We start from the raw sequence: 22,186 nt of genomic DNA, 5'->3' as shown, positions 1-22,186 counted from the left end.
GCGGAGGACTGCCGGCCCTACTCCGCCGTGTGGGGCCTTCGGGGGCCGCCCAGTTCCACCGCCGTGCAGCGCCAGCGGAAGTCCTGGCCCAGCTCCAGGCGGAAGGCCATCGCGCGGAGCTGGTCGCCCGCGCCGATGCGTGCGAAAGCCTCCAGAGCGCCTTGGCTGGGCTCGTAGTAGCCGACGTCACGGACGACGGGGCGGGTGCCGCGGGTGCGCAGGGGGCCGCGTTCCGCGAGCCAGGCCAGTTCGTCGTAGGCGCGGCCCACGGTGTGGCGGAGCATGCTGTGGACGGGGCGTTCGCCGCTCAGGACGGCCAGCAGGCGGTCGGCGAAGAGGTCGGTGGGGCGGGGCTGCGGGGGCGTTCGGCGCGGCTGCGGGGGCTTCTGGAGGGCGTGCGGGGGTGTCCTGCGTGGGTCCGGGTGCTGTCCCTGGGCGGGGACCCGGGGTTCGGGACGGGTTTCGGTGGGCGTGGTGGCTTGGGGGAAGGGCGTGCGGGGGGTGCCTCCGCCCGGGGTGGTGCGGTGCGGGGTGCTGCCGGGGCGGCGGGTGTCCCGGCGTACCGGCGGGCGGGACGGGGTGCGGTGGACCGTCCTCGTCATCACCTTGTTCATGGAATGTCCCCGTTCTTGGGGCCCGGATGGGTACCGGGCGGTAACTTTCTGGTGGGGATCTTGTACGGGGAGTGATCAGCCGGGTGCAAGGAGGGATGGGGTGCGGTTCGGGTGGTCCGGAGATTCACTTATCCGGGTGGTTCGTGGAGAGGAAATGCCTGGTGGCGGCGGTGGTGGGGGTGAATTTCGAGGCGTCGGGTGGACGCCCTAAGAGGCCTGGGCGGGGACTCGAAAGGGGACGCCGCGACGTATCCTGAGGGTCTTCCCGGGGCATCCCTGGTCGTGCGGGAGGGCTCGCTGGTTCCGGTTGGGGAGCCTGCTGGTTCCGGTTGTGGAAACGCCTACTACGAAAGCGGTCAGCCATGCGCGTCTACGTCCCTCTGACCCTCCCGGGCCTTGCCGAGGCGTACAAGACGGGTGAGTTGGGGGCGGGGCCGTTCGTCGCGTACGCCGTCACGCCCGCGTTGCGTGAGTGGTATCTGTCCGACGACATCGAGGAACTGGAGTACGCGGCGCTGAACCGGGCCGCGCTCGCTTCCCTGCGGCTGCTGGCGATGGAGCCGGGGGTGGTGCGTCGGCGGGTGGTCGTCGCCGTCGAGGTCGCGGACGGGGTGGCGGTCGCCGACCCCGACCGGGGGCTTGATCCGGGTGCGCTGGGTGAGGTGCGGGTGGGTGGGGCCCTGTCGTTGAAGAAGGTTGCGGCTGTGCACGTCGACTCCGGGGATGCGGAGGGGGATGTCGCGGCGGCTGCGGGGGCCTTGGGGGCGGCGGATCGGGGGGATGACGATGCGCAGTTCACGGTGGACGGGGCGGAGGATCATGAGCTGCTCTGGTATGCCACGCAGGAGATTCCGACCCTGGTGAGTCTGTTGGGGTGAGTGGGGGTGCGCGGTGGGTTGTTCTCACCCCCGCCGCCCCTACCCGTCCCGTCCCGTTCCTGGGGGCTGCGCCCCCAGACCCCCCTTCGCGCTGAACGCGCTCGTCCTCAAACTCCCCCAGAGGGGGGACCCCCAACGGGCTGGAGGATGCCGGCCGGTGTCGAAGGGGTGCCGCTTGCGCTGGGGGTGGGGGGTATTTTCTTGGTATGGGGAAGTACGGAGTGGCGCACATCGTGTGGGACTGGAACGGGACGCTGTTCCATGACACCGATGCCGTCATAGGGGCGACGAACGCCGCGTTCGCCGAGCTGGGGCTGGAGCCCGTCACGCTGGAGCAGTACAGGGCGCTGTACTGCGTGCCGGTGCCGCGGTTCTACGAGCGGCTGCTCGGGCGGTTGCCCACGGACGCCGAGTGGGCTGTCATGGACGACATCTTCCACCGGTACTACGCGGAGCACCGGGTGGCGTGTGAGCTGGCCGCGGGTGCGCGGGAGCTGTTGGCCGGTTGGCAGTCGGCGGGGCGCAGCCAGTCCATCCTGAGCATGTACGGGCACGCCGATCTCGTCCCGCTGGTCCGGGGATTCGGGATCGAGCCCCACTTCGTCCGTGTCGACGGGCGCACCGGGCCCTCCGGGGGGAGCAAGGCCGAGCACATGGTGCGCCATCTCGGTGCGCTCACCGGCGTCGAGGCGGCGCGCACGGTGGTCATCGGGGACGCGGCCGACGACGCGATCGCCGCCCTGCACGTCGGTGCGCGGGCCGTGCTCTACACCGGTGGCTCCCATGGCCGGGCCAGCCTCGAAGAGGTGGGCGTGCCCGTGGTGGACAGCCTGGAGGAGGCCGTCGCCGAGGCCGAGCGGCTGGCCGCGTAGCCGTAGCGGTGCTCCGCCTCACCGCCCGGTTCACGCTCCGCGTTCGTCCACGTACCCTGTGCCATGGGTGGTGGGCGGGAGCCGGGGCCTGTCCCACCTGGAGATCGCCGAACGGCTGGTCATCTCGAAGAGGACCGCCGACGCCCACGTCGAACACATCCTCGCCAAGCTGGGCGGCACCTCCCGCGGCGAGATCCCGGCCCCGCCGGTTGTGCCGGCCGTTCCGGTCGTGCCGGCGACGCCGGAAACGTGACGTGAACGACATGGTGTGTACGTAAGGCTGTCGTACGTATACCCACAGGCGCGTCCTCGCGTGCCGTGCCGCCGAATCCGTATGCCGATCTCCGTCGGATTCGAGCCCCCGGGCAGCTGTCGTGCCCGATGCTCGTAGTGCGTCGCCCGGGGATCCCGCTGAGCGGCCGGGTGTCGGCACTGCTGGTCAGAATCCCCACGGCCCGTGGCTGTCATGGCAGGCACCCCGCCGTTCGCCCCGGGCGACGCGGAGGCCCGGCGGCTGTCTTCGTCGGTGGGGTGGCCGTCGCCGTTCGGGGCGTTCCGGGCCTCCTTTTTTCTCCACTGTGCAGAACGGCAAACTTCACCACCCGCCTTTGTACACAAATGGCGCATGACGTGGCCCCCGTGATGAGCGATAGCCTGGTGGCGTGATCAGCGCGATACGTCGCGGGGGCGTCATGGCCCCTGCCCTGCGCCCGGAACGCACGGACCACATCCGTGCCCGGGTGGCGATCGCTGGTCGGCGCGGGCGGGACGGAACCCCGAGGGTTCCCAGGACGCCGTACGCATCCCACGGACCGGCGCCTGCGAGAGCAGCGTCACACTCCGCCGGGGTGCCGAGAATGGCTGATAACCCCCCGCTCTTCCCACCCTGCGGCATAGCGTCGGAGCAGACCGGAGACCCCGCGTCGAGGCGTTGTGCCGGAAGAGGGACCGTACTTCCTTCTACGTCACGCAACGGCGCGCGACAGGAGCCAGAGGACAATGCAGACCAAGCTGGACGAAGCCAAGACCGAGCTGCTCGAGAGGGCCGCCCGGGTAGCTGAGAACAGCCCGGTCGGGGGGCACCTACCGACTGGGACGACACGTGCAACCGCGCCCGGCGGAGATCCCGGAACCCCGGACCACGAGACCGTGCTCGCGTTCCTCCAGCGCTACTACCTGCACACCGCCCCGGAGGACCTCGTCGGCCGCGACCCGGTGGACGTGTTCGGCGCGGCCTTCTCGCACTACCGGCTGGGCGAGACGCGCCCGCAGGGCACGGCGAGCGTGCGGGTGCACACCCCGACCGTCGAGGAGAACGGCTGGACGTCCAGCCACTCCGTCGTCGAGGTCGTGACCGACGACATGCCCTTCCTCGTCGACTCGGTCACCAACGAACTGTCCCGGCAGAGCCGGGGCATCCACCTCGTCATCCATCCGCAGTTCGTCGTACGACGGGACCTGACGGGCCGGCTCATCGAGGTACTGCCCGACCGGGCCACCGGGAGCGCGGCCGTCGACCTGCCGCACGACGCGCACGTCGAGTCGTGGATCCACGTCGAGATCGACCGCGAGACCGACCGTGCCGACCTGAAGCAGATCACCAACGACCTGCTGCGCGTGCTGTCCGACACCCGTGAGGCCGTCGAGGACTGGGAGAAGATGCGCGACGCCGCGCTGCGCATCGCCGAGGAACTGCCCAAGGAGCCGACCGCCGACGATCTGGTCGACCAGGACGTCGAGGAGGCGCGCGAGCTGCTGCGCTGGCTCGCGCAGGACCACTTCACCTTCCTCGGCTTCCGCGAGTACGAACTGCGCGGCGACGACTCGCTGGCCGCCGTGCCCGGGACCGGCCTGGGCATCCTGCGGGCCGATCCGCACCACTCCGAGGACGAGGGCCACCCGGTCAGCCCGTCCTTCGAGCGGCTGCCCGCCGACGCCCGGGCCAAGGCCCGCGAGCACAAGCTCCTCGTCCTGACGAAGGCCAACAGCCGCGCCACCGTGCACCGGCCGTCGTATCTCGACTACGTCGGGGTCAAGAAGTTCGACGCGAACGGTGAGGTCGTCGGTGAGCGGCGGTTCCTGGGGCTGTTCTCCTCCGCCGCCTACACCGAGTCCGTGCGCCGGGTGCCCGTCGTCCGCCGCAAGGTCGACGAGGTGCTGCGGGCCGCCGGGTTCTCGCCCGACAGCCACGACGGCCGCGACCTGCTCCAGATCATGGAGACCTACCCGCGCGACGAGATCTTCCAGACGCCGCCCGACGAACTCCGGGCGATCGTCACCTCGGTGCTCTACCTCCAGGAGCGGCGCCGGCTGCGGCTCTACCTCCGCCAGGACGAGTACGGGCGCTACTACTCCGCGCTCGTCTATCTGCCCCGCGACCGGTACACCACCGGCGTACGGCTGCGGATCATCGACATCCTCAAGGAGGAACTCGGCGGTATCAGCGTCGACTTCACCGCCTGGAACACCGAATCCATCCTGTCGCGGCTGCACTTCGTCGTCCGGGTCCCGCAGGGCACCGAACTGCCGCAGCTGTCCGACCAGGACAAGGAGCGCATCGAGGCGCGGCTCGTCGAGGCCGCCCGGTCCTGGGCCGACGGCTTCGGCGAAGCCCTGGGCGCCGAGTGCGGCGAGGAGCGCGCCGCCGAACTGCTGCGCCGGTACGGGAACGCCTTCCCCGAGGGCTACAAGGCCGACCACACCCCGCGTGCCGCCGTCGCCGACCTCGTCCACCTCGAAAAGCTGGCCGGCGGCACGAACTTCGCGCTGAGCCTGTACGAGCCGGTGGGCGCCGCGCCAGGTGAGCGCCGCTTCAAGATCTACCGCACCGGCGAGTCCGTCTCGCTGTCCTCCGTGCTCCCCGTCCTCAACCGGCTCGGCGTCGAGGTGATCGACGAGCGGCCGTACGAGCTGCGCTGCTCGGACCGGACCACCGCGTGGATCTACGACTTCGGGCTCCGGCTGCCCAAGTCGCTGAGCAGCGGCGGGGATTATCTCGGGGACGACGGCCGGGAGCGTTTCCAGGAGGCTTTCTCGGCCACCTGGACCGGGCAGGCCGAGAACGACGGTTTCAACGCGCTGGTGCTGAGCGCGGGCCTCGACTGGCGTCAGGCGCTGGTGCTGCGGGCGTACGCCAAGTACCTGCGGCAGGCGGGTTCCACGTTCAGCCAGGACTACATGGAGGACACCCTCCGCAACAACGTCCACACCACCCGGCTGCTGGTGTCGCTGTTCGAGGCGCGGATGTCGCCGGAGCGGCAGCGGGCGGGCGTCGAGCTGACCGACGCCCTGCTGGAGGAGCTGGACGCGGCCCTCGACCAGGTGGCCTCCCTCGACGAGGACCGCATCCTGCGGTCGTTCCTCACCGTCATCAAGGCGACCCTCCGGACGAACTTCTACCAGGAGAGCGCGGGCGGCAAGCCGCACGACTACGTCTCCATGAAGTTCGACCCGCAGGCCATCCCGGACCTGCCCGCGCCGCGTCCGGCGTTCGAGATCTGGGTCTACTCGCCGAAGGTGGAAGGCGTCCACCTGCGGTTCGGGAAGGTCGCGCGTGGCGGACTGCGCTGGTCGGACCGGCGCGAGGACTTCCGTACCGAGATCCTCGGGCTGGTCAAGGCGCAGATGGTGAAGAACACCGTCATCGTGCCGGTCGGCGCCAAGGGCGGGTTCGTCGCCAAGCAGCTGCCGGACCCGGGCGTGGACCGGGACGCGTGGCTCGCCGAGGGGGTCAGGAGCTACAAGACCTTCATCTCGGCGCTCCTCGACATCACCGACAACCTGGTGGCCGGCGAGGTCGTGCCGCCCGCCGACGTCGTACGGCACGACGAGGACGACACCTATCTCGTCGTCGCCGCCGACAAGGGCACGGCGACCTTCTCGGACATCGCCAACGAGGTCGCCCAGGCGTACAACTTCTGGCTCGGCGACGCCTTCGCGTCGGGCGGCTCGGCCGGGTACGACCACAAGGGCATGGGCATCACCGCGCGCGGCGCCTGGGAGTCCGTCAAGCGGCACTTCCGCGAGCTGGGCGTCGACACCCAGAGCGAGGACTTCACCGTCGTCGGTGTCGGCGACATGAGCGGTGACGTGTTCGGCAACGGCATGCTGCTGAGCGAGCACATCCGCCTTGTCGCCGCCTTCGACCACCGGCACATCTTCATCGACCCCAAGCCCGACGCGGCCACCTCGTACGCCGAGCGGCGGCGCCTGTTCGAGCTGCCGAGGTCCAGCTGGGCCGACTACGACAGCCAGTTGATCTCCGCCGGGGGCGGCATCTTCCCCCGCTCCGCCAAGGCCATCGCGGTCAACTCGCACATCCGCGAGGCGCTCGGCATCGAGGCCAAGGTCGCCAAGATGACACCGGCCGACCTGATGAAGGCGATCCTCCAGGCACCGGTCGACCTGCTGTGGAACGGCGGCATCGGCACGTACGTCAAGGCGAGTACGGAGTCGCACGCCGACGTCGGTGACAAGGCCAACGACGCCATCCGTGTCGACGGCGCCGACCTGCGCGTCCAGGTCGTCGGCGAGGGCGGCAACCTCGGGCTCACCCAGCTCGGGCGGATCGAGTTCGCGCAGGTCGGCGGGAAGATCAACACCGACGCCATCGACAACAGCGCGGGCGTGGACACCTCCGACCACGAGGTGAACATCAAGATCCTGCTCAACTCCCTTGTCGTGGAAGGCGACATGACGGTCAAGCAGCGCAACAAGCTGCTGGCCCAGATGACCGACGAGGTCGGCAAGCTCGTCCTGCGCAACAACTACGCGCAGAACACGGCCATCGCCAACGCCCTCGCCCAGTCCAAGGACATGCTCCACGCCCAGCAGCGCTTCATGCGCCATCTGGTCCGGGAAGGGCACCTGGACCGGGCGCTGGAGTTCCTCCCGACCGACCGGCAGATCCGTGAACGCCTCAGCGGCGGCCAGGGGTTGACCGGTCCGGAGACGGCCGTGCTCCTCGCGTACACGAAGATCACGGTCGCCGACGAGCTGTTGAAGACCTCGCTGCCCGAAGACCCGTATCTGCGGCGCCTGTTGGAGGCCTACTTCCCGAGCGCGCTGCGCAAGAAGTTCCCCGAGCAGATCGACGGGCACGCGCTGCGCCGCGAGATCATCACGACGGTCCTCGTCAACGACACGGTCAACGCGGGCGGTACGAGCTTCCTGCACCGGCTGCGCGAGGAGACCGGAGCCTCGCTGGAGGAGGTGGTGCGGGCGCAGACCGCGGCTCGCGCGATCTTCAACTCCGGCGCGGTGTGGGACGGGGTCGAGGCGCTCGACAACACGGTCGAGGCCGCCGTCCAGACCCGGATCCGTCTCCACTCGCGGCGACTTGTCGAGCGTGGCACGCGCTGGCTGCTCAACAACCGGCCGCAGCCGGTGCAACTCACGGAGACCATCGAGTTCTTCGGTGAGCGGGTCGGCCAGGTCTGGTCCCAGCTGGCCAGGTTGCTGAGCGGCGCGGATCTGGAGTGGTACCAGAAGATCTACGACGAGCTGACGGGCGCCGGCGTCCCCGACGAACTCGCCACCCGGGTCGCGGGCTTCTCGTCCGCCTTCCCGACGCTGGACATCGTCTCGGTCGCCGACAGGATGGGCCGTGACCCGATGGACGTCGCCGAGGTCTACTACGACCTCGCCGACCGCCTCCACATCACCCAGCTCATGGACCGCATCATCGAGCTGCCGCGCGCCGACCGCTGGCAGTCCATGGCCCGCGCCTCCATCCGCGAGGACCTGTACGCGGCCCACGCGTCCCTCACGGCGGACGTCCTCGCGGTCGGCAACGGCTCGTCGACGCCCGAGCAGCGCTTCAAGGCGTGGGAGGAGAAGAACACCGCGCTCCTGGGCCGGGCGCGCACGACCCTGGACGAGATCCAGAGCTCGGACGCCTTCGACCTGGCGAACCTGTCGGTCGCGATGCGGACGATGCGGACGCTGCTGCGGAGTCACTCGTAGGCGGTACGCGCGTACAGGGGGCGCCCCGAGCCGGCATGGCTCGGGGCGCCCCTCGTTTTCTTGACAACTGTTAGAGAAAAGCAGACAGGGAATTTACCCTTTTCTGCTAGGCGGGACGCCTCGGATAAAGTCGCGGGCGTGAGTGTGAATGTCTCCGAGGACCGACTGTCCGTTCCTGCCCGACCGGTGCGGCGCGTAATCCTTGAAGCGGTGAAATTCGGAGCCGTCGGCGGCAGCGGCGTCCTGGTGAACTTCCTGTTCTTCAACCTGCTGCTGCACGGCCTCGGTTGGCGGGCGATGACGGCCACCGTCCTCGCCAGCCTCATCGCCATGGGCACGAACTTCCTGGGCTTCCGCTATTTCACGTACCGGGACAGGGCCTCACGTACCAGGCAGCAGATCGCGCTGTTTTTCGTGTTCAGCGCGATCGGCATCGCGATGGAAAGCGGCCTGTTCTACATCGGTTATCACGGTCTGGGATTGCATGGGCCCGTCGAGTCGAATGAGGTGAAGGGCGTCTCGATCGTGCTCGCGTCGGCGTTCCGCTTCCTCGTCTACCGGACGTGGGTGTTCCGGCACTAGTGGTGCCGAACAGGCCAACAGGTCCTATGCGGCCCGGGCGGGCTTGGCCGGGCGGTTGGTGAAGGCCTCGTACTCCTTCAGTACGTCGTCCGTCGGGCCGTCCATCCGGAGTTCGCCGCGTTCCAGCCACAGGACGCGGTCACAGGTGTCGCGGATCGACTTGTTGTTGTGGCTGACCAGGAACACCGTGCCCGCGTGCTGGCGCAGCTCGCGGATGCGTTCCTCGGAGCGCTGCTGGAACGAGCGGTCGCCGGTCGCCAGCGCCTCGTCGATCAGCAGTACGTCGTGGTCCTTGGCGGCGGCGATGGAGAAGCGCAGGCGGGCGCCCATGCCGGAGGAGTACGTCCGCATGGGGAGGGTGATGAAGTCGCCCTTCTCGTTGATCCCCGAGAAGTCGACGATGCCCTGGTAGCGCTCCTTGATCTGCTCCCGGGACATGCCCATCGCGAGACCGCCGAGATAGACGTTCCGCTCGCCCGTCAGGTCGCCCATCAGGGCCGCGTTGACGCCGAGGAGGGAGGGCTGGCCATCTGTGTAGATGCTGCCGTTCTCCACCGGCAGCAGTCCGGCGACCGCCTTGAGCAGCGTGGACTTGCCGGAGCCGTTGGTGCCGATCAGGCCGACGGCCTCGCCGCGGTAGGCGACGAAGGAGACGTTCTTGACGGCGTGCACCTTGCGCACACCGGCCGCCTTCTCGCTCTGCTTGCGCCGCATCATGCGGTTGAGGGCGGCGGTCGCGGTGCCACGTCCGGCGCCCGTGCCGTTGACCCGGTAGACGATGTCGACGCCGTTGGCGACGACGGTGGGGATCTGCTCGTTCGGGTTGCTCGGGTTGCTCGGGTTGCTCGGGTTGCTCGGGTTGCTCGGGTTCTCAGCCACGGCCGTACGTCTCCTCAGCCTTCCAGAAGTAGATGAAACCGCCGACGCCCACGAGCAGCGCCCAGCCGGTCGCGATCGGCCAGACGTGCGCCGGCAGCTGGCTGGAGTGGTAGCTGTCGATCAGCGCGAAACGCATCAGGTCGATGTAGATCGCCGCCGGGTTGTTCTCCAGGAGCACCGACACCACGTGCGGCAGATTGTCCTTCTTGGCCAGCTTGTCGATGCTCCACATGACCCCGGACACGTACATCCAGGTCCGCAGCACGAACGGCATCAGCTGGGCGATGTCCGGGGTCGACGCGCCCATCCGCGCCATGATCATCGACACGCCCGCGTTGAACACGAACTGGAGTGTCAGGGCGGGGATGACCAGCAGCCAGGAGGCAGTGACGGGGATGCCGAAGCAGAGCAGGATCACGATCAGCGCGGCCATCGAGAACAGCAGTTGCTGGAGCTGCTGGATGCAGAAGGAGATCGGCAGGGCCGCGCGCGGGAAGTGCAGGGCCCGGACGAGGCCGAGGTTGCCGGCGATCGCGCGGGTGCCCGCCATGATCGAGCTCTGGGTGAACGTCCAGATGAACACGCCCGTGACCAGGAACGGGATGTAGTCCGGCACCCCGTGCTTGGTGCCCAGCAGGACGCCGAAGATGAAGTAGTAGACCGCCGCGTTGAGCAGCGGGGTCATCACCTGCCAGATCTGGCCGAGCTTCGCCTGGCTGTACTGGGCGGTGAGCTTGGCGGTGGCGAACGCGGTGATGAAGTGGCGCCGTGCCCACAGCTGGCTGACATATGTGCGCAGGGTGGGACGGGCGCCGCTGACCGAGAGGCCGTACCGGACGGCGAGCGCCGTGAGGTCGTCGCCGGCCTGCGTGACCTGCGAGGGGGGTGGTGTGGACTGGGGCGGTGTGTCGAGGGCCTGGCTCACATCCGCTGCTTTCGCTCGGGGGAAAAGGGGGTGCGCGACCGGTTCCCGTGTCAGGCGTCCCCCGCCGGTTCCTTGGGTTCCTTACGCGATTCTTGCCATACTCTTACGTCGGGACGGGACCGTATCGTCGTGACGGGAGCGTATTCCGATTCGGCGTCGGAACGCAACCGTTTCGTCGTCACGCCCCTATGCTGGTCCGTATGACGACGAACACCGACGAGCCCGGGACCGCGCCGGCACGGACCCGCCGCCGGGCCCCCGCCGGAGCCGCCGTACTGCGGGAGGACGTGACGGAGGCCATCCGGGCGGCCGTGTTCGAGGAGCTGGCGTCCGCCGGGTACGCCCGGATGTCCATCGAGGGCATCGCGCGCCGGGCGGGCGTCGGCAAGACGGCGGTCTACCGGCGCTGGCGTTCGAAACTGCACCTGGTGCTCGACCTGGTCTCGGCGATAGCGGTGCAGGGGCTGCCGGCGCCGGACACGGGCACGCTGGAGGGCGACCTGCGGCTGCTGTACGAGCTGACGTCCCGCGCGCTGCGCCACCCGGTGGCCTCGCAGGTCATCCCCGACCTCCAGGCCGAGGCCGCCCGCAACCCCGAGATCGCCGACGCCCTGCAGAAGGCGCTGCGGGAGGGGCAGGAAGGCGTCGCGAGCGGGATCGTCGCGGCGGCGGAGGAACGGGGGGAGGTCCGTTCGGGCATCGACCCCGACCTGGCCCTCGACCTGATCTCGGGGCCGCTCTACTGGCGCTCGGTCGTGATCCGGAACCCGAAGCTGCCCAAGGGGTATCTGGCGGCGCTGGCCCGGGCGACCACGGCGGCGCTGAAGGCGCTGTAGCGGGCTGTGGCGGGCTGTCCGTACGACGGAACGGGGGCGGGCGATGACCGTGGTCACCGCCCGCCCCCGTCAAGGTCTGCTGTCAGGCTTGCTGTCCCTGACGCCGGCCCTTCAGCAGGCCCATCCCGGCGCCCAGTGACACGACTCCCATGCCCGCGCTGGTCGCGAGGCCCTGTGCGCCGTCCACCGCGAAGGGCGCCACCGCCGCGACGGTGAGGTTGAAGAGGAACAGGAACCAGAGGACCGGGCGGGACGAGAGGAGCGCCTTCATGGGATTTTCCTTCCGAGGTGGGTAGCTCCTTCCGACCGGGGGAGCCGAGTGGGGGAGCCGTGAACTTCCGAGATCAACGATCCCGGCATCCGCCCGCCGCCACGAGGGAGTGCTCTCCCGAACCGATGGTGTAGCGAGCTACACCATCGCCCGGGAGCTGGGTCTCCCGCGCTCCCGCCGACCCGTCGCCTAGCCTGATGACCATGTGGAAGACACTGCGGCAAGCAGCGCGGGCCACGGTCCAGCTGGTCGCGGTCGCGATCCTGGCCTTCGGCTCGTACATATTCATCACCGTCCTGCTGATCACGGCCACCGTCTCGCTCGCGGTCGTCGGCATCGGGATGCTCCCCGAGACGGTCCTGCTCATCCGCCGGATCGCCGGCACCAAGCGGCGGATGGCGACCGAGTGGTCGGGCGCGGAGATCCCCGAGGCGTATCTGCCCATCGAGGGCAGGCTGAAGGAGAAGCTGCGCATCGTCGTCCGCGACCCCGGTACGCGCACCGACCTGCGCTGGATGCTCGCCCACTACGTGTACGGCGCCCTGCCGCTGCTGATGATCCCGCTCTGGCCGGTGGGCCTCGTCGTCGACGGTGTCTGGTGCGGACTGCTGGGCCGCGAGGCCGTCGTCCTCCCCCTCATCAGCAGGCTCGCCGACCTCGACGCCTCCTGGTCGGCCGGCCTGCTCAAGCCCTCGCCCAAGGCGCAGCTCGCCCTGCGCGTCGAGCAGCTGAAGGCGACCCGGGCCGACGCGGTCGCCGCGCACGGGGCCGAACTGCGGCGCATCGAACGGGACCTGCACGACGGCGCCCAGGCCCGCCTGGTCTCCCTGTCCATGCGGATCGGCCTCGCGAAACGGGCGTACGACCGTGACCCGGACGCCGCCCGCAAGCTGCTGGAGGACGCCCAGGACCAGGCCGAGGAGGCGTTGACCGAGCTGCGCAACGTGGTGCGCGGCATCCATCCGCCGATCCTCACCGACCGGGGGCTGGTGGGTGCCGTACGGGCGTTGGCGTCGAGCAGCGGACTGGAGGTCGGCGTGGTCGACGACGGGGTCGAGGACGGCGTACGGGCGCCCGCGGCGGTGGAGGCCGCCGCGTACTTCGTGATCACCGAGGCGCTGACGAACGCGGCGAAGTACAGCGGTTCGCCGACCGCCTGGGTGGAACTCGCCCGTGTACCAAGGGGGTTGAAGGTCCGGGTGGGCGACCACGGCAAGGGCGGCGCCGACGAGAAGGGCGGTACCGGACTGCTCGGGATGCGCCGCCGGGTGGCCGCGCTGGACGGAAGCGTGGACGTGTCGAGCCCGGTTGGGGGGCCGACCGTGATCGAGGTGGAACTGCCCTGCGTATGGTGAGCGCGACCGCCGCTTGATCGGCGAGCTGGACCGGATCGAGAACAGGACCGTCATGCGCGTAGTGATCGCCGAGGACAACGCCCTGCTGAGACAGGGCCTCGTCCTGCTGCTGACGTCGGCCGGCCACGAGGTCCTGGCCGAAGTGGGCAGCGGCCCCGAGGTACTGCCGGCCCTCCTCGAACACCGCCCGGACGCCGCCGTACTGGACGTCCGGATGCCTCCAGGCTTCCGCGACGAGGGTCTGCGCGCGGCGTTGGAGGCGCGGGAACAGATCCCCGGCCTTCCGGTGCTGGTCCTCTCCCAGTACGTGGAGGAGTCGTACGCGGCGGAGCTGCTGGGCGGCGGCGCGAGCGGCGTCGGCTATCTCCTCAAGGACCGCGTGGGCAGGGTCGACGAGTTCCTCGACGCCCTGGAACGCGTCGCCGCCGGCGGCACGGCCCTCGACCCCGAGGTCGTCGCCGAACTCCTCACCCGCCGCCGCGACTCCCCCCTCGACTCCCTCACCCCGCGCGAGCGCGAGGTCCTGGAGCTGATGGCGGAGGGCCACGACAACACGATGATCGCCAAGACCCTGGTGGTCACGGACCGCTCGGTCAGCAAACACATCGGCAACGTGTTCCTGAAGCTGGGCCTGCCCCCGACCGACAGCGGACACCGCCGGGTGCTGGCGGTACTGGCGTATCTGAACAACCGGAAGGGTCCGGCTACCGGCTGACCAGCCCGCGCGCCAGTGACTCCAACTCCGTTGTGCGCAGCACCCGTTCACCGAAACCCGGCAGGGGCACGTGCAACGGCCCGGTCCAGCGCGCGGGGATGCCGGTGACGCCGTACACCGCCCCGGCGAGGGTGCCGGTGACGGCCGCGACGGTGTCGGTGTCGCCGCCGAGGTCGATCGCCGCGCGGACGGCCGCCTCGTACGAGGACGTGGTCCGCAGCGCCCATACGGCGGAGCCGAGGCAGGGCCAGACGGCGCCGTTGAACTCCGTGGCCAGGTCGGGGTGCCAGTCGGGGGCGAGGACGGTGGCGTAGCGGGCCCGGTGTTCGGGGTGGACCGCTGCGAGGGCCTCCGGTACGGCGGTGAGCGGGTCGTCGCCGGCCAGCGCGACCCGCACCAGCTCGTGGCAGAGGGCCGTCCCCTCCCAGGCGGCGCGGTCCCCGTGGGTGAGCGCGGCGATGCGCCGGCCGGCGTCCATCGTGGCCTGCCGGCCCTGGCCCGCGAAGTACACGGCTGAGGTGGCTGCTCGCATCAACGCGCCGTTGCCCGCGCCGCGTTGACTGGTCTGAAAGTGCAGGGCGGCGGCCATGTCCCAGTCGTCGGGGCCGCACAGCACCGCCTCCGTCTGCAGCCCGATGTCCTTGGGTTCGCTCATCGCCCATCTTCGGAACCGCCGGAAGACGTCCGGGAGTTCGAGCCCGCCGCACTCCAGCAGTGACTCCCCGACCAGCACCGCCATCTGCGTGTCGTCGGTCGCCTCACCCGGGTCCCAGCCGCCGCCCCCGCACATCTCACCGCCCTGGCCGGCCCGGGGGAAACGCGCGGAGAAGGCACCCTCGGGGCCGAACTCGAAGGGCGCGCCCAGCGCGTCCCCGACGGCCGAACCGACGACGGCGCCCGCCGCCAGTCGCGCACGTTCCCGCTGAGCACTCCGGTCGTCCACAGCCGCAGGATACGGAGGCCGCCGCACCCGGGATGCGACTAGGGTGCGCCCGTCCCCGCCTCCGGATGCAGGCGGAGCCAGCCCTCCCATGCCGAGGTGATCATGTCCTGGACGTCGTGCTTCGCCTTCCAGCCCAGCTCTGTGGCGATGCGGTCGGCCGAGGCCACGACCCTCGCCGGGTCGCCCGGGCGGCGCGGGGCCACGACCGGGGGCAGGGTGCGGCCCGTCACGCCGTTCACGCGGTCGATCATCTCGCGGACCGAAACCCCCTCGCCCCGGCCGATGTTGAGGGTGAGTTCGCGGCCCGGTGTCGTCTCCAGCGCCCGGGCCGTCGCCACATGGGCCTCCGCCAGGTCCATCACATGGATGTAGTCCCGTACGCAGGTGCCGTCCGGGGTCGGGTAGTCGTCGCCGAAGACGCGCGGGGGTTCGTGGGCCGTCAGGCGTTCGAAGATCATGGGGACGATGTTGAAGACGCCCACGTCCGCCAGCTCCGGGGCCGCCGCGCCCGCCACGTTGAAGTAGCGGAGGCAGGCGGTGGAAAGACCCGTCGCCCGGCCCGTCGCGCGGACCAGCCACTCACCCGCCAGCTTCGTCTCGCCGTACGGGCTCATCGGTGCGCACGGCGTGTCCTCCGTCACCAGCTCCACCTCGGGCATGCCGTACACCGCCGCCGAGGACGAGAACACGAACGACGGGACGCGGGCCGCCGTGACCGCGTCCAGCAGGACGCGCAGCCCCTCCAGGTTCTCCCGGTAGTAGTGCAGGGGGCGGTCCACCGACTCGCCCACCTGCTTCTTCGCCGCCAGATGGACCACACCCGTCACCTCGTGGTCCCGCAGGGCACGCGCCACCCGCTCGCCGTCCAGGGTCGAGCCGACCACCAGCGGTACGCCGTCCGGCACGCGCTCGGCGATTCCGGTGGACAGGTCGTCGTACACCACAGCTCGTTCGCCCGCTTCGGTCATCGCGCGCACGACGTGCGCCCCGATGTAGCCGGCGCCGCCGGTGATCAGCCAGGTCATGTGCGGCCGTCCCCTCGTGTGGTCGGGTGGTCGGGTGGTCGGATGGGCGGTTGAACTTTGTCAGCTAACTCCCGTTACGGCGCACTGAGTTCCCGCTCGGAGAGTGAACGGACGAAGGAACGCGCCGGAAGCGGAACCCGAACAGCGGCCGGGCGGGCCGAGCGCCACAACCGTACGAAGGACAGGAGGGCCGCCGCGGCCAGCAGGCCGTTGCGTACGACCATCACCGCCACCCCCGTCCAGGTGCAGTGAATGACCTCGGCGTACAGGACCGGATAGTCGAGAGCGCTGACCGCCGCTGCCGCCAGCAGGAGCCACGCCACCGGGCGCTGGCTGGTGTGCCGTGAGGTCAGGCACACGGCGGCCAGTCCGAGCAGCCAGACGAGGTACTGCGGGCTGATGACCCGGCTGGTGACCGTGAAGAGGAGTACGGCGGTCAGTGCCGCGTCGAACGGTGTCGCCTCCGTCCAGTGCCGGGCCCGCACCCGCCACAGCAGCAGAAGCCCGAACGCCACGCCCGTCAGGGCGAGGGAGAGCGCTGCCACGGCCGAGACGTACGGGCCCACGAACTCCATCGCGCCGTACTGGTAGCGCACGCGCCCCTCCCACCCGGCGCGCGTGGCGAGGGAGAGCGCGGTCCCGCCGAACGACTCGATCTGCACGCCCCGCCCGCCCTGCTGGCGCAGGAAGGAGAACGGGTTGCTGAAGACCACTGCCAGGAGTGCCAGCGCGGCCGTCGCCGTGACCGTCGCGGACGTCCAGGCCGACCGGGTCGTACGGCCCTTCGGCATGCCCAGCAGTACCAGCGCGGGCCAGACCTTCACCAGGGCGCCCAGTGCCGCGAACGCGCCGCACGCGCGCGGGGAGCGCGACAACGTCAACAGGGAGATGACGGCGAACGCCGTGACCTGCACGTCGTAGCGGGCCAGCGGCACCTGGAGGAGGAGGGGCAGGCCGGCCGTCCAGTACGCGGCACCGCGCAGGGAGCGGCCCGGACGGCTCCCCGCGCGCGTGAGGGCCAGCAGGATCAGGACGTCGGCGGCCAGTGTGAGCGCCACGAACGCCTCGAAATACGTGAGCGTCGGGAGCAGCGCGGGCGACAGCAGCACCGGACCCGCGCCCGGCGGGTACTGCCACAGCCTGTCGTCCGCCGGGAACGTGCCCTGGGTGAGGACGCCGTACCAGCGGAAGTACAGCCGCTGAACCTCACGCGCCACCCCGCCGCCGCCGAGCAGCGGGATGTCGTCGTGGACCAGCAGCCACAGCATCAGGGCCCGGGAGGCGGCCCAGCCGAGGGTGAGGGTGAGGAGGCGGGCGGTGGGGGTGGGGGGTCTCGTCACGGCGGGATCGTAAGCCGCAGAAATGCCACATTCACGTCAATTCGCCATCAATCCCCAACAAAGATTGTCTAATCGCACAAAATCAGGCCCGTGATCAACAGACCGATGAACAAGGAGATGAACGAGAAGACAGCCGCCGTCGCGGTTCCCGTGATCCCCATGGCCGTCATGCTGGTGATCGGCTGCTGGGGGCTCGACCGGGGCGGCATATGGCGTGACGAGGCGGCCACCTTCCAGGTCGCGCGGCGCACGGTGCCGCAGATCTGGCGGCTGCTGCGCCAGGTCGACGCCGTGCACGGCCTGTACTACCTGTTCATGCGGCCCGTCCTCGCCGTCCACCCCGGCGAGGTCCTCCTGCGGATGCCGTCCGTCCTCGCCGCGGTCGCGACCGCCGGCCTCGTCGCGGCCCTCGGTGCCCGCCTGGCCCGCCCGCGCGTCGGCCTCTGGGCCGGTCTGCTGTACGCGGTCAATCCGATGGTCGGCCACTACGCCCAGGAGGGCCGCTCGTACGCCATGGTCGCTGCCGGTGCGGCCGGCGCGACGCTGCTGCTCGTGCGGGCGGTCGGGGGCCGCTCCTGGATGCCGTACGGAGTGGTCGTGGCCGTCACCTGTCTCCTCCACGAGTTCGCCGTCCTGCTGCTCCTCGCGCACGCCGTGACCCTCGCGCTCGCCCGCGTCCCCCGGCGGGTGTGGGCGGGCTGGCTCTGCGCGGCGGTCACCGTGGCGCTGGCGCTGCTCCCACTGGTGCTGCTCTCGCACGCCCAGTCGGCGCAGGTGGCGTGGTTGCGGCCACCCGGCCAGGACAGCGTGGACCAACTCGTACGCCAGTTCGCCGGCCCGACGGACGAGGTCCTCGCCCCCTGCCTGATCCTCATGTACGTGGGGCTGCGCCGCCCCTGGGCCGAGCGCCCCGGCCGCCATGGCCTCCCCCTCCCGGCCGTCGCCCTTCCCCTGCTCGTCGTACCGCCCGCGATCCTCATGACCGTGTCCCAGTGGTCACCGCTCTACGACGCCCGTTACGTCCTGTACGCCCTCGCCGGCGCCCCCCTTCTCGCCGCCGCCGGGGCCGACCGGATCGCGCGGGCCGTGCCGCGGCTGCCCCGTGTGACCGTCACCGCGGCCGGGGCGCTCGCGGTGGCCCTCGTCTGCGCGCACCAGTTGCCGCTGCTCCGGCAGGACCGTTCCATGGCCCAGCGTGGCGGTGACAATCTCGCCGTCGCCTCCGCGCTCGCGGCTCGTGAACTGCGCCCCGGTGACCCGGTGCTGTTCCTGCCGGCCATCGGGCGGCGCTCGGCGCTGGCGTACCCGAAGGGGTTCCGCGGCACCCGGGACGTGGCCCTCGCCAGATCCGCGCGCACGTCCGGCACGCTGTACGGCGTCGAGACGGACCCCACCACGCTACGGCGGCAACTGGCGGGACTGGATCATGTGTGGCTGGTCGCGGAACCGTACGCCCTGCGCGCGTCCTGGTCTCCTGGCAGCCCGACCGAGCGGGCCAAACTGGCGGTGGTGGAGAAGGAGTTCGAGCCGAGGAGGGAGGTCAGGGGTGGCGGGGTGACGCTGCGCCTGTATGAGCGCAGCTCGGCAGGGCGACCCAGAGAGGCGCGGGGCGGTATCGATATGCCGCTCCGCCGCGTGGGCGCGACCGGCCACGACGGCGCCGCGGCCGCCCGGAAAAGCGCTACCCCTCCAGGGTCGCCGCGTCCAAGGCGACAGTGAGCTCGTCGAGACGGGCCCGCAACGCCCGGATCTCGTCCACGTCGAAGCCGGTCGCCGCGCCGATCCGGCGCGGCACCTGAATCGCCCGCTCGCGCAGCGCGAGGCCCTCCTCGGTCGCCCGTACCTCCACCGACCGCTCGTCCCGGGCGCTGCGCTCGCGCCGGACGAGACCGGCCGTCTCCAGCCGCTTGAGCAGCGGTGACAGTGTGCCGGAGTCGAGGCGAAGGTGTTCGCCGACCTTCTTCACGGGCAGCTGGCCGTGCTCCCACAGCACGAGCATCACCAGGTATTGGGGGTAGGTGAGTCCGAGGTCCTTGAGGACCACGCGATAGACGCCGTTGAAGGCGCGGGACGCCGCGTTCAGGGAGAAGCAGATCTGCTGGTCCAGACGGAGGTAGTCCTCGGCGGAGGCGGAGGTTGCTGACATGTCTCTACGATACCTCTTTGCCCGTCATTTAGTTGTGCACAATTGAATTGTGTGCTTAAGTTGTCTCCATAAGGGACCCCGCGAGGGGCTCCAGGGAAGCTTGATGAGAGGGACGGGTTCCATGGACGCCATCTACACCGCAGTCGCCACCGCCACGCACGGCCGCGAGGGCCGCGCCGTCAGCTCCGACGGCAAGGTGGACCTTGCGCTCGCCATGCCGGTGGAGCTGGGCGGCAACGGTGCCGGTACCAACCCGGAGCAGCTCTTCGCCGCCGGTTACGCCGCCTGTTTCGGCAGCGCGCTGGGCCTGGTCGGCCGCAACGCGAAGGTCGACGTCAGTGACGCCGCCGTGACCGCCGAGGTCGGCATAGGCAAGCAGGGCGAGGGCTTCGGCCTCAAGGTCACCCTCCGCGTCGAGCTGCCCGACACCGTCGACGCGGAGACCGGCCGCAAGCTGGTCGAGCAGGCCCACCAGGTCTGCCCGTACTCCAACGCGACGCGCGGCAACATCGAGGTCGACCTCGTCATCGAGTAGTACTGCGTGCGCCTTCGGGGCTGGGCTGCGGACGGGGCACGCTCGCGAGGGCTGCGGCGGCGAACGTGGCCGCCGCCGACGGCACCGGGTGGCGCTCGGTGAGCGGAGTGACCGGCGTCTGCCGGGCCGTTTCGCCCAGCACCAGTCGCCGGACGACCCGTTCGGCGGTGCGCCCGTCGTCGTACGGACAGAACCGCTCGCGGAACGCCCCCCGCAGCTGCGCGGAGCGTGAACCGCGCCAGTGCCCGGTCGCGAAGATGTCGATCAGCTCGTCCTCGCTGCGCGCGACCGCGCCCGGCGGGAAGGCGCGCAGGTCGAAGTAGGTGCCACGGGCCGCCTCGTACGCCTCCCAGTCGTCCGAGTGGATCACGATCGGCCGGTCCAGGTTGGCGTAGTCGAACATCAGCGACGAGTAGTCGGTGACCAGCGCGTCCGAGGCCAGACACAGTGACTCGATGCTCGGATGGCCGGTCACGTCGATGAGCCGGCCGCCGGAAGCGGGCGCCAGCGGGGCGTCGTAGAGATGGTGCGCGCGGGCCAGCAGCACGTAGCGCGGGCCGAGTTGGCGCAGGACGCGTTCCAGGTCGAGGGTGTGGCGGGGGCCGCGCAGATAGTCGCGGTGGGTGGGCGCGTACAGGATCGCGACCGATCCCTCCGGAATGCCCAGCGACTCGCGCAGCCGGGTCACGTCCGCCGAAGTGGCCTGCTGGAACACGTCGTTGCGGGGCTGCCCGGTTTCGAGGGTGGTGTAGCCGCCGGGGAAGACCCGCTCCCAAACGAGGGTCGAGTGACGGTTGGCCGACAGGCAGTGGTCCCAGGTGTCGACGTCCGCGAGGAGCGCGGTGAAGTCGGTGTCACGGGCGGCGGCCGGCCGGTCCTGGAGGTCGAGGCCCATGCGCTTCAGCGGGGTTCCGGCTTGCGTCTGGATCACCGTCTGCCCGGCCCGCTTCACAAAGCGGTCGTCCCAACTGGCGTTGCTCACCAGGTACTTGGAGCGGGCCAACGCCGTCCAGTAGGCGGCGGTGCCCGGTCGCACCCGGGCGGTCGCCGTCGGAAGCGTGTGATGGTGCTCGGGGCGGGCGACCCACGCCGTCCGGATGCCCGGCACGAAGGAACGGAACGCGGCTTCCAGGGCGCCCGGGTTGCAGCCGTACCCGCGCCCGGAGTGACTGGTGAAGACGGCCCGGTCGGCGCGCAGCGGCAGCCGCCGCTGGACCCGGTAGTGCAGCCGCAGGGCGGACGAACGGACGCTCCGCGCAAGGGACTTGACGAACCGGGTGGTATGCCTGCGCAGAGCGGACGCGAGACGCACCACCCGATACGTGCGGTAGCTGCCCGTCCGGACGAGGAGGTGCCGCAGCCGCGCGTGCAGTGGAACGGCGGCACCCGGGGTGCGGTAACGGCGGTAGTGGGCCCGCGACCTGCGCAGGAACTCGGCGCGGGCGGTGCGCGGCAGCCGGTCCGCGCGGGCCAGCACCGCCATCAGCTGGTCGACCATCCGACGGAACAACACCGGCCGCCAGTGCGCGAGTTCGGGGCGCGCGTCGACGAACGCGAAGACCCGGTCGTACTGCTCGTGGATGTCGAAGTGCCCATGACCGCCATGATCGGTGGGGGTGCTGGTGATCTGCCGCTGCCGGCGGTGGTGGACGCAGACCCGGTCCAGGGTCGCGACCGACTCGGCGGCGAGCAGCGCCGGGACCGTCCAGGAGGTGTCCGTGTGGGCGCCGGGCGCGAAGGCGAGACCCTCGCGCTCGACGAACTCGCGCCGGTACGCCTTGTTCCAGGCCACCAGCGGCAGCTTGAGCAGCAAGGGCCTGTCGTCGAGCCGGAAGGGGACGGGACCCTGCTCGGTGAGCTGGTGGAGGAACGGGCTGCGGACGGTTTCGCCGGTCCAGAGGGCGTGCGCGTGGTCGTAGACGACGACGTCCGGGTCGCCCGCCTCCTTGATCCGGTCGGCGATCGCCCGCAGCGCGTCCGGGGCGAGGGTGTCGTCGCCGTCGACGAAGACGAGATAGTCCCCGGTGGCGCGCTCGATGCCCGCGTTGCGCGCCCCGCCCACCCCGCCGTTCTCCGGGAGGTGGACGGGGCGCACACGGGCGTCGCGTGCCGCGAACTCGTCGACGAGCGCACCGCAGGCGTCGGGGGAGCCGTCGTCGACGGCGATCACTTCGAGATCCGGATACGACTGGTCGAGCACCGATTCCAGGCAGTCCTGCAGATACGCCTGAACCTTGTACGCGGGGACGATGACACTGAACCTGGGCAAGGCACATCCATGGGTCGGCGGGTCGGCGCGGGCCTAC

18 protein-coding genes and 1 pseudogene are annotated in these 22,186 nt (G+C 70.4%); 10 read left to right on the top strand and 9 right to left on the bottom strand.

The window, feature by feature from the left end:
* Nucleotides 1–17 precede the first annotated feature (17 nt).
* Complete coding sequence (locus ACW4TU_RS16905; protein ID WP_457428646.1) at nt 18–614, bottom strand: Rv3235 family protein; 597 nt, start codon at nt 612–614, stop codon at nt 18–20.
* A 362-nt stretch (nt 615–976) separates the two neighbouring features.
* Here ACW4TU_RS16905 and ACW4TU_RS16900 point away from each other — a divergent pair, with 362 nt between their 5' ends.
* The 5 genes and pseudogenes from ACW4TU_RS16900 to ACW4TU_RS16880 all read left to right on the top strand — a co-directional run bounded on the left by ACW4TU_RS16900 (nt 977) and on the right by ACW4TU_RS16880 (nt 8,910).
* A complete protein-coding gene (locus ACW4TU_RS16900) occupies nt 977–1,492 on the top strand; it encodes a DUF6912 family protein (protein ID WP_457428645.1) in 516 nt (171 codons plus the stop codon).
* Nucleotides 1,493–1,698: 206 nt separating this feature from the next.
* Nucleotides 1,699–2,364, top strand: coding sequence for an HAD family hydrolase (locus tag ACW4TU_RS16895; protein WP_457428644.1), 666 nt, complete (start codon nt 1,699–1,701; stop codon nt 2,362–2,364).
* A gap of 79 nt (nt 2,365–2,443) precedes the next feature.
* A pseudogene (locus ACW4TU_RS16890) lies at nt 2,444–2,617 on the top strand (LuxR C-terminal-related transcriptional regulator); the annotation flags it as partial.
* 746 nt (nt 2,618–3,363) lie between these two features.
* Nucleotides 3,364–8,328 carry an NAD-glutamate dehydrogenase gene (locus ACW4TU_RS16885; RefSeq protein ID WP_457428643.1) on the top strand — a complete coding sequence of 1,655 codons (4,965 nt, stop codon included), beginning with the start codon at nt 3,364–3,366 and terminating at the stop codon, nt 8,326–8,328.
* Nucleotides 8,329–8,466: 138 nt separating this feature from the next.
* Nucleotides 8,467–8,910: a GtrA family protein gene (locus tag ACW4TU_RS16880; protein ID WP_457428642.1), complete on the top strand. Its 444-nt coding sequence runs from the start codon at nt 8,467–8,469 to the stop codon at nt 8,908–8,910.
* 24 nt (nt 8,911–8,934) lie between these two features.
* Here the strand turns inward: ACW4TU_RS16880 and ACW4TU_RS16875 are convergent, their stop codons facing one another.
* Both ACW4TU_RS16875 and ACW4TU_RS16870 read right to left on the bottom strand, forming a co-directional pair.
* On the bottom strand, nt 8,935–9,720 hold the full coding sequence (locus ACW4TU_RS16875; RefSeq protein WP_457430164.1) for an ABC transporter ATP-binding protein: 786 nt from the start codon (nt 9,718–9,720) through the stop codon (nt 8,935–8,937).
* A gap of 61 nt (nt 9,721–9,781) precedes the next feature.
* On the bottom strand, nt 9,782–10,714 hold the full coding sequence (locus tag ACW4TU_RS16870; protein WP_457428641.1) for an ABC transporter permease: 933 nt from the start codon (nt 10,712–10,714) through the stop codon (nt 9,782–9,784).
* A 188-nt stretch (nt 10,715–10,902) separates the two neighbouring features.
* Here ACW4TU_RS16870 and ACW4TU_RS16865 point away from each other — a divergent pair, with 188 nt between their 5' ends.
* Entirely contained in the window at nt 10,903–11,550 is a 648-nt protein-coding gene (locus ACW4TU_RS16865) for a TetR/AcrR family transcriptional regulator (protein ID WP_457428640.1), read from the top strand.
* An 82-nt stretch (nt 11,551–11,632) separates the two neighbouring features.
* On the opposite strand, the gene ACW4TU_RS16860 is transcribed toward ACW4TU_RS16865, so the two are convergent.
* Nucleotides 11,633–11,821 carry a hypothetical protein gene (locus tag ACW4TU_RS16860; protein WP_457428639.1) on the bottom strand — a complete coding sequence of 63 codons (189 nt, stop codon included), beginning with the start codon at nt 11,819–11,821 and terminating at the stop codon, nt 11,633–11,635.
* A 203-nt stretch (nt 11,822–12,024) separates the two neighbouring features.
* Between ACW4TU_RS16860 and ACW4TU_RS16855 the strand changes: the two genes are divergently transcribed.
* Both ACW4TU_RS16855 and ACW4TU_RS16850 read left to right on the top strand, forming a co-directional pair.
* Entirely contained in the window at nt 12,025–13,176 is a 1,152-nt protein-coding gene (locus ACW4TU_RS16855) for a sensor histidine kinase (RefSeq protein ID WP_457428638.1), read from the top strand.
* 52 nt (nt 13,177–13,228) lie between these two features.
* Nucleotides 13,229–13,891 (top strand): response regulator, encoded by a 663-nt coding sequence (locus ACW4TU_RS16850; RefSeq protein WP_457430162.1) that lies wholly within the window; start codon nt 13,229–13,231, stop codon nt 13,889–13,891.
* Here ACW4TU_RS16850 and ACW4TU_RS16845 read toward each other — a convergent pair.
* From ACW4TU_RS16845 to ACW4TU_RS16835, 3 genes are all read right to left on the bottom strand, one after another.
* The gene (locus tag ACW4TU_RS16845) at nt 13,881–14,834 is read right to left on the bottom strand and encodes an ADP-ribosylglycohydrolase family protein (protein WP_457428637.1); all 954 of its coding nucleotides are present in this window, start codon (nt 14,832–14,834) and stop codon (nt 13,881–13,883) included. The genes ACW4TU_RS16850 and ACW4TU_RS16845 overlap by 11 nt on opposite strands.
* 38 nt (nt 14,835–14,872) lie before the next feature.
* Nucleotides 14,873–15,859: a UDP-glucose 4-epimerase GalE gene (galE, locus tag ACW4TU_RS16840; protein WP_457428636.1), complete on the bottom strand. Its 987-nt coding sequence runs from the start codon at nt 15,857–15,859 to the stop codon at nt 14,873–14,875.
* A gap of 74 nt (nt 15,860–15,933) precedes the next feature.
* A complete protein-coding gene (locus ACW4TU_RS16835; RefSeq protein WP_457428635.1) occupies nt 15,934–17,199 on the bottom strand; it encodes a glycosyltransferase 87 family protein in 1,266 nt (421 codons plus the stop codon).
* A gap of 90 nt (nt 17,200–17,289) precedes the next feature.
* Between ACW4TU_RS16835 and ACW4TU_RS16830 the strand changes: the two genes are divergently transcribed.
* Nucleotides 17,290–18,918 carry a glycosyltransferase family 39 protein gene (locus ACW4TU_RS16830; RefSeq protein ID WP_457428634.1) on the top strand — a complete coding sequence of 543 codons (1,629 nt, stop codon included), beginning with the start codon at nt 17,290–17,292 and terminating at the stop codon, nt 18,916–18,918.
* Here ACW4TU_RS16830 and ACW4TU_RS16825 read toward each other — a convergent pair.
* Entirely contained in the window at nt 18,881–19,345 is a 465-nt protein-coding gene (locus tag ACW4TU_RS16825) for a MarR family winged helix-turn-helix transcriptional regulator (RefSeq protein WP_457428633.1), read from the bottom strand. The two genes, ACW4TU_RS16830 and ACW4TU_RS16825, sit on opposite strands and share 38 nt — an antisense overlap.
* A gap of 121 nt (nt 19,346–19,466) precedes the next feature.
* On the opposite strand from ACW4TU_RS16825, the gene ACW4TU_RS16820 reads away from it, so the two are divergent.
* Nucleotides 19,467–19,880 (top strand): organic hydroperoxide resistance protein, encoded by a 414-nt coding sequence (locus ACW4TU_RS16820; RefSeq protein ID WP_457428632.1) that lies wholly within the window; start codon nt 19,467–19,469, stop codon nt 19,878–19,880.
* Here ACW4TU_RS16820 and ACW4TU_RS16815 read toward each other — a convergent pair.
* Entirely contained in the window at nt 19,870–22,149 is a 2,280-nt protein-coding gene (locus ACW4TU_RS16815) for a bifunctional glycosyltransferase/CDP-glycerol:glycerophosphate glycerophosphotransferase (RefSeq protein ID WP_457428631.1), read from the bottom strand. The two genes, ACW4TU_RS16820 and ACW4TU_RS16815, sit on opposite strands and share 11 nt — an antisense overlap.
* Nucleotides 22,150–22,186 lie beyond the last annotated feature (37 nt).

It is taken from the genome of Streptomyces kryoterrae, from assembly GCF_054072135.1.
This window is presented reverse-complemented; position numbering and strand designations above follow the sequence as displayed.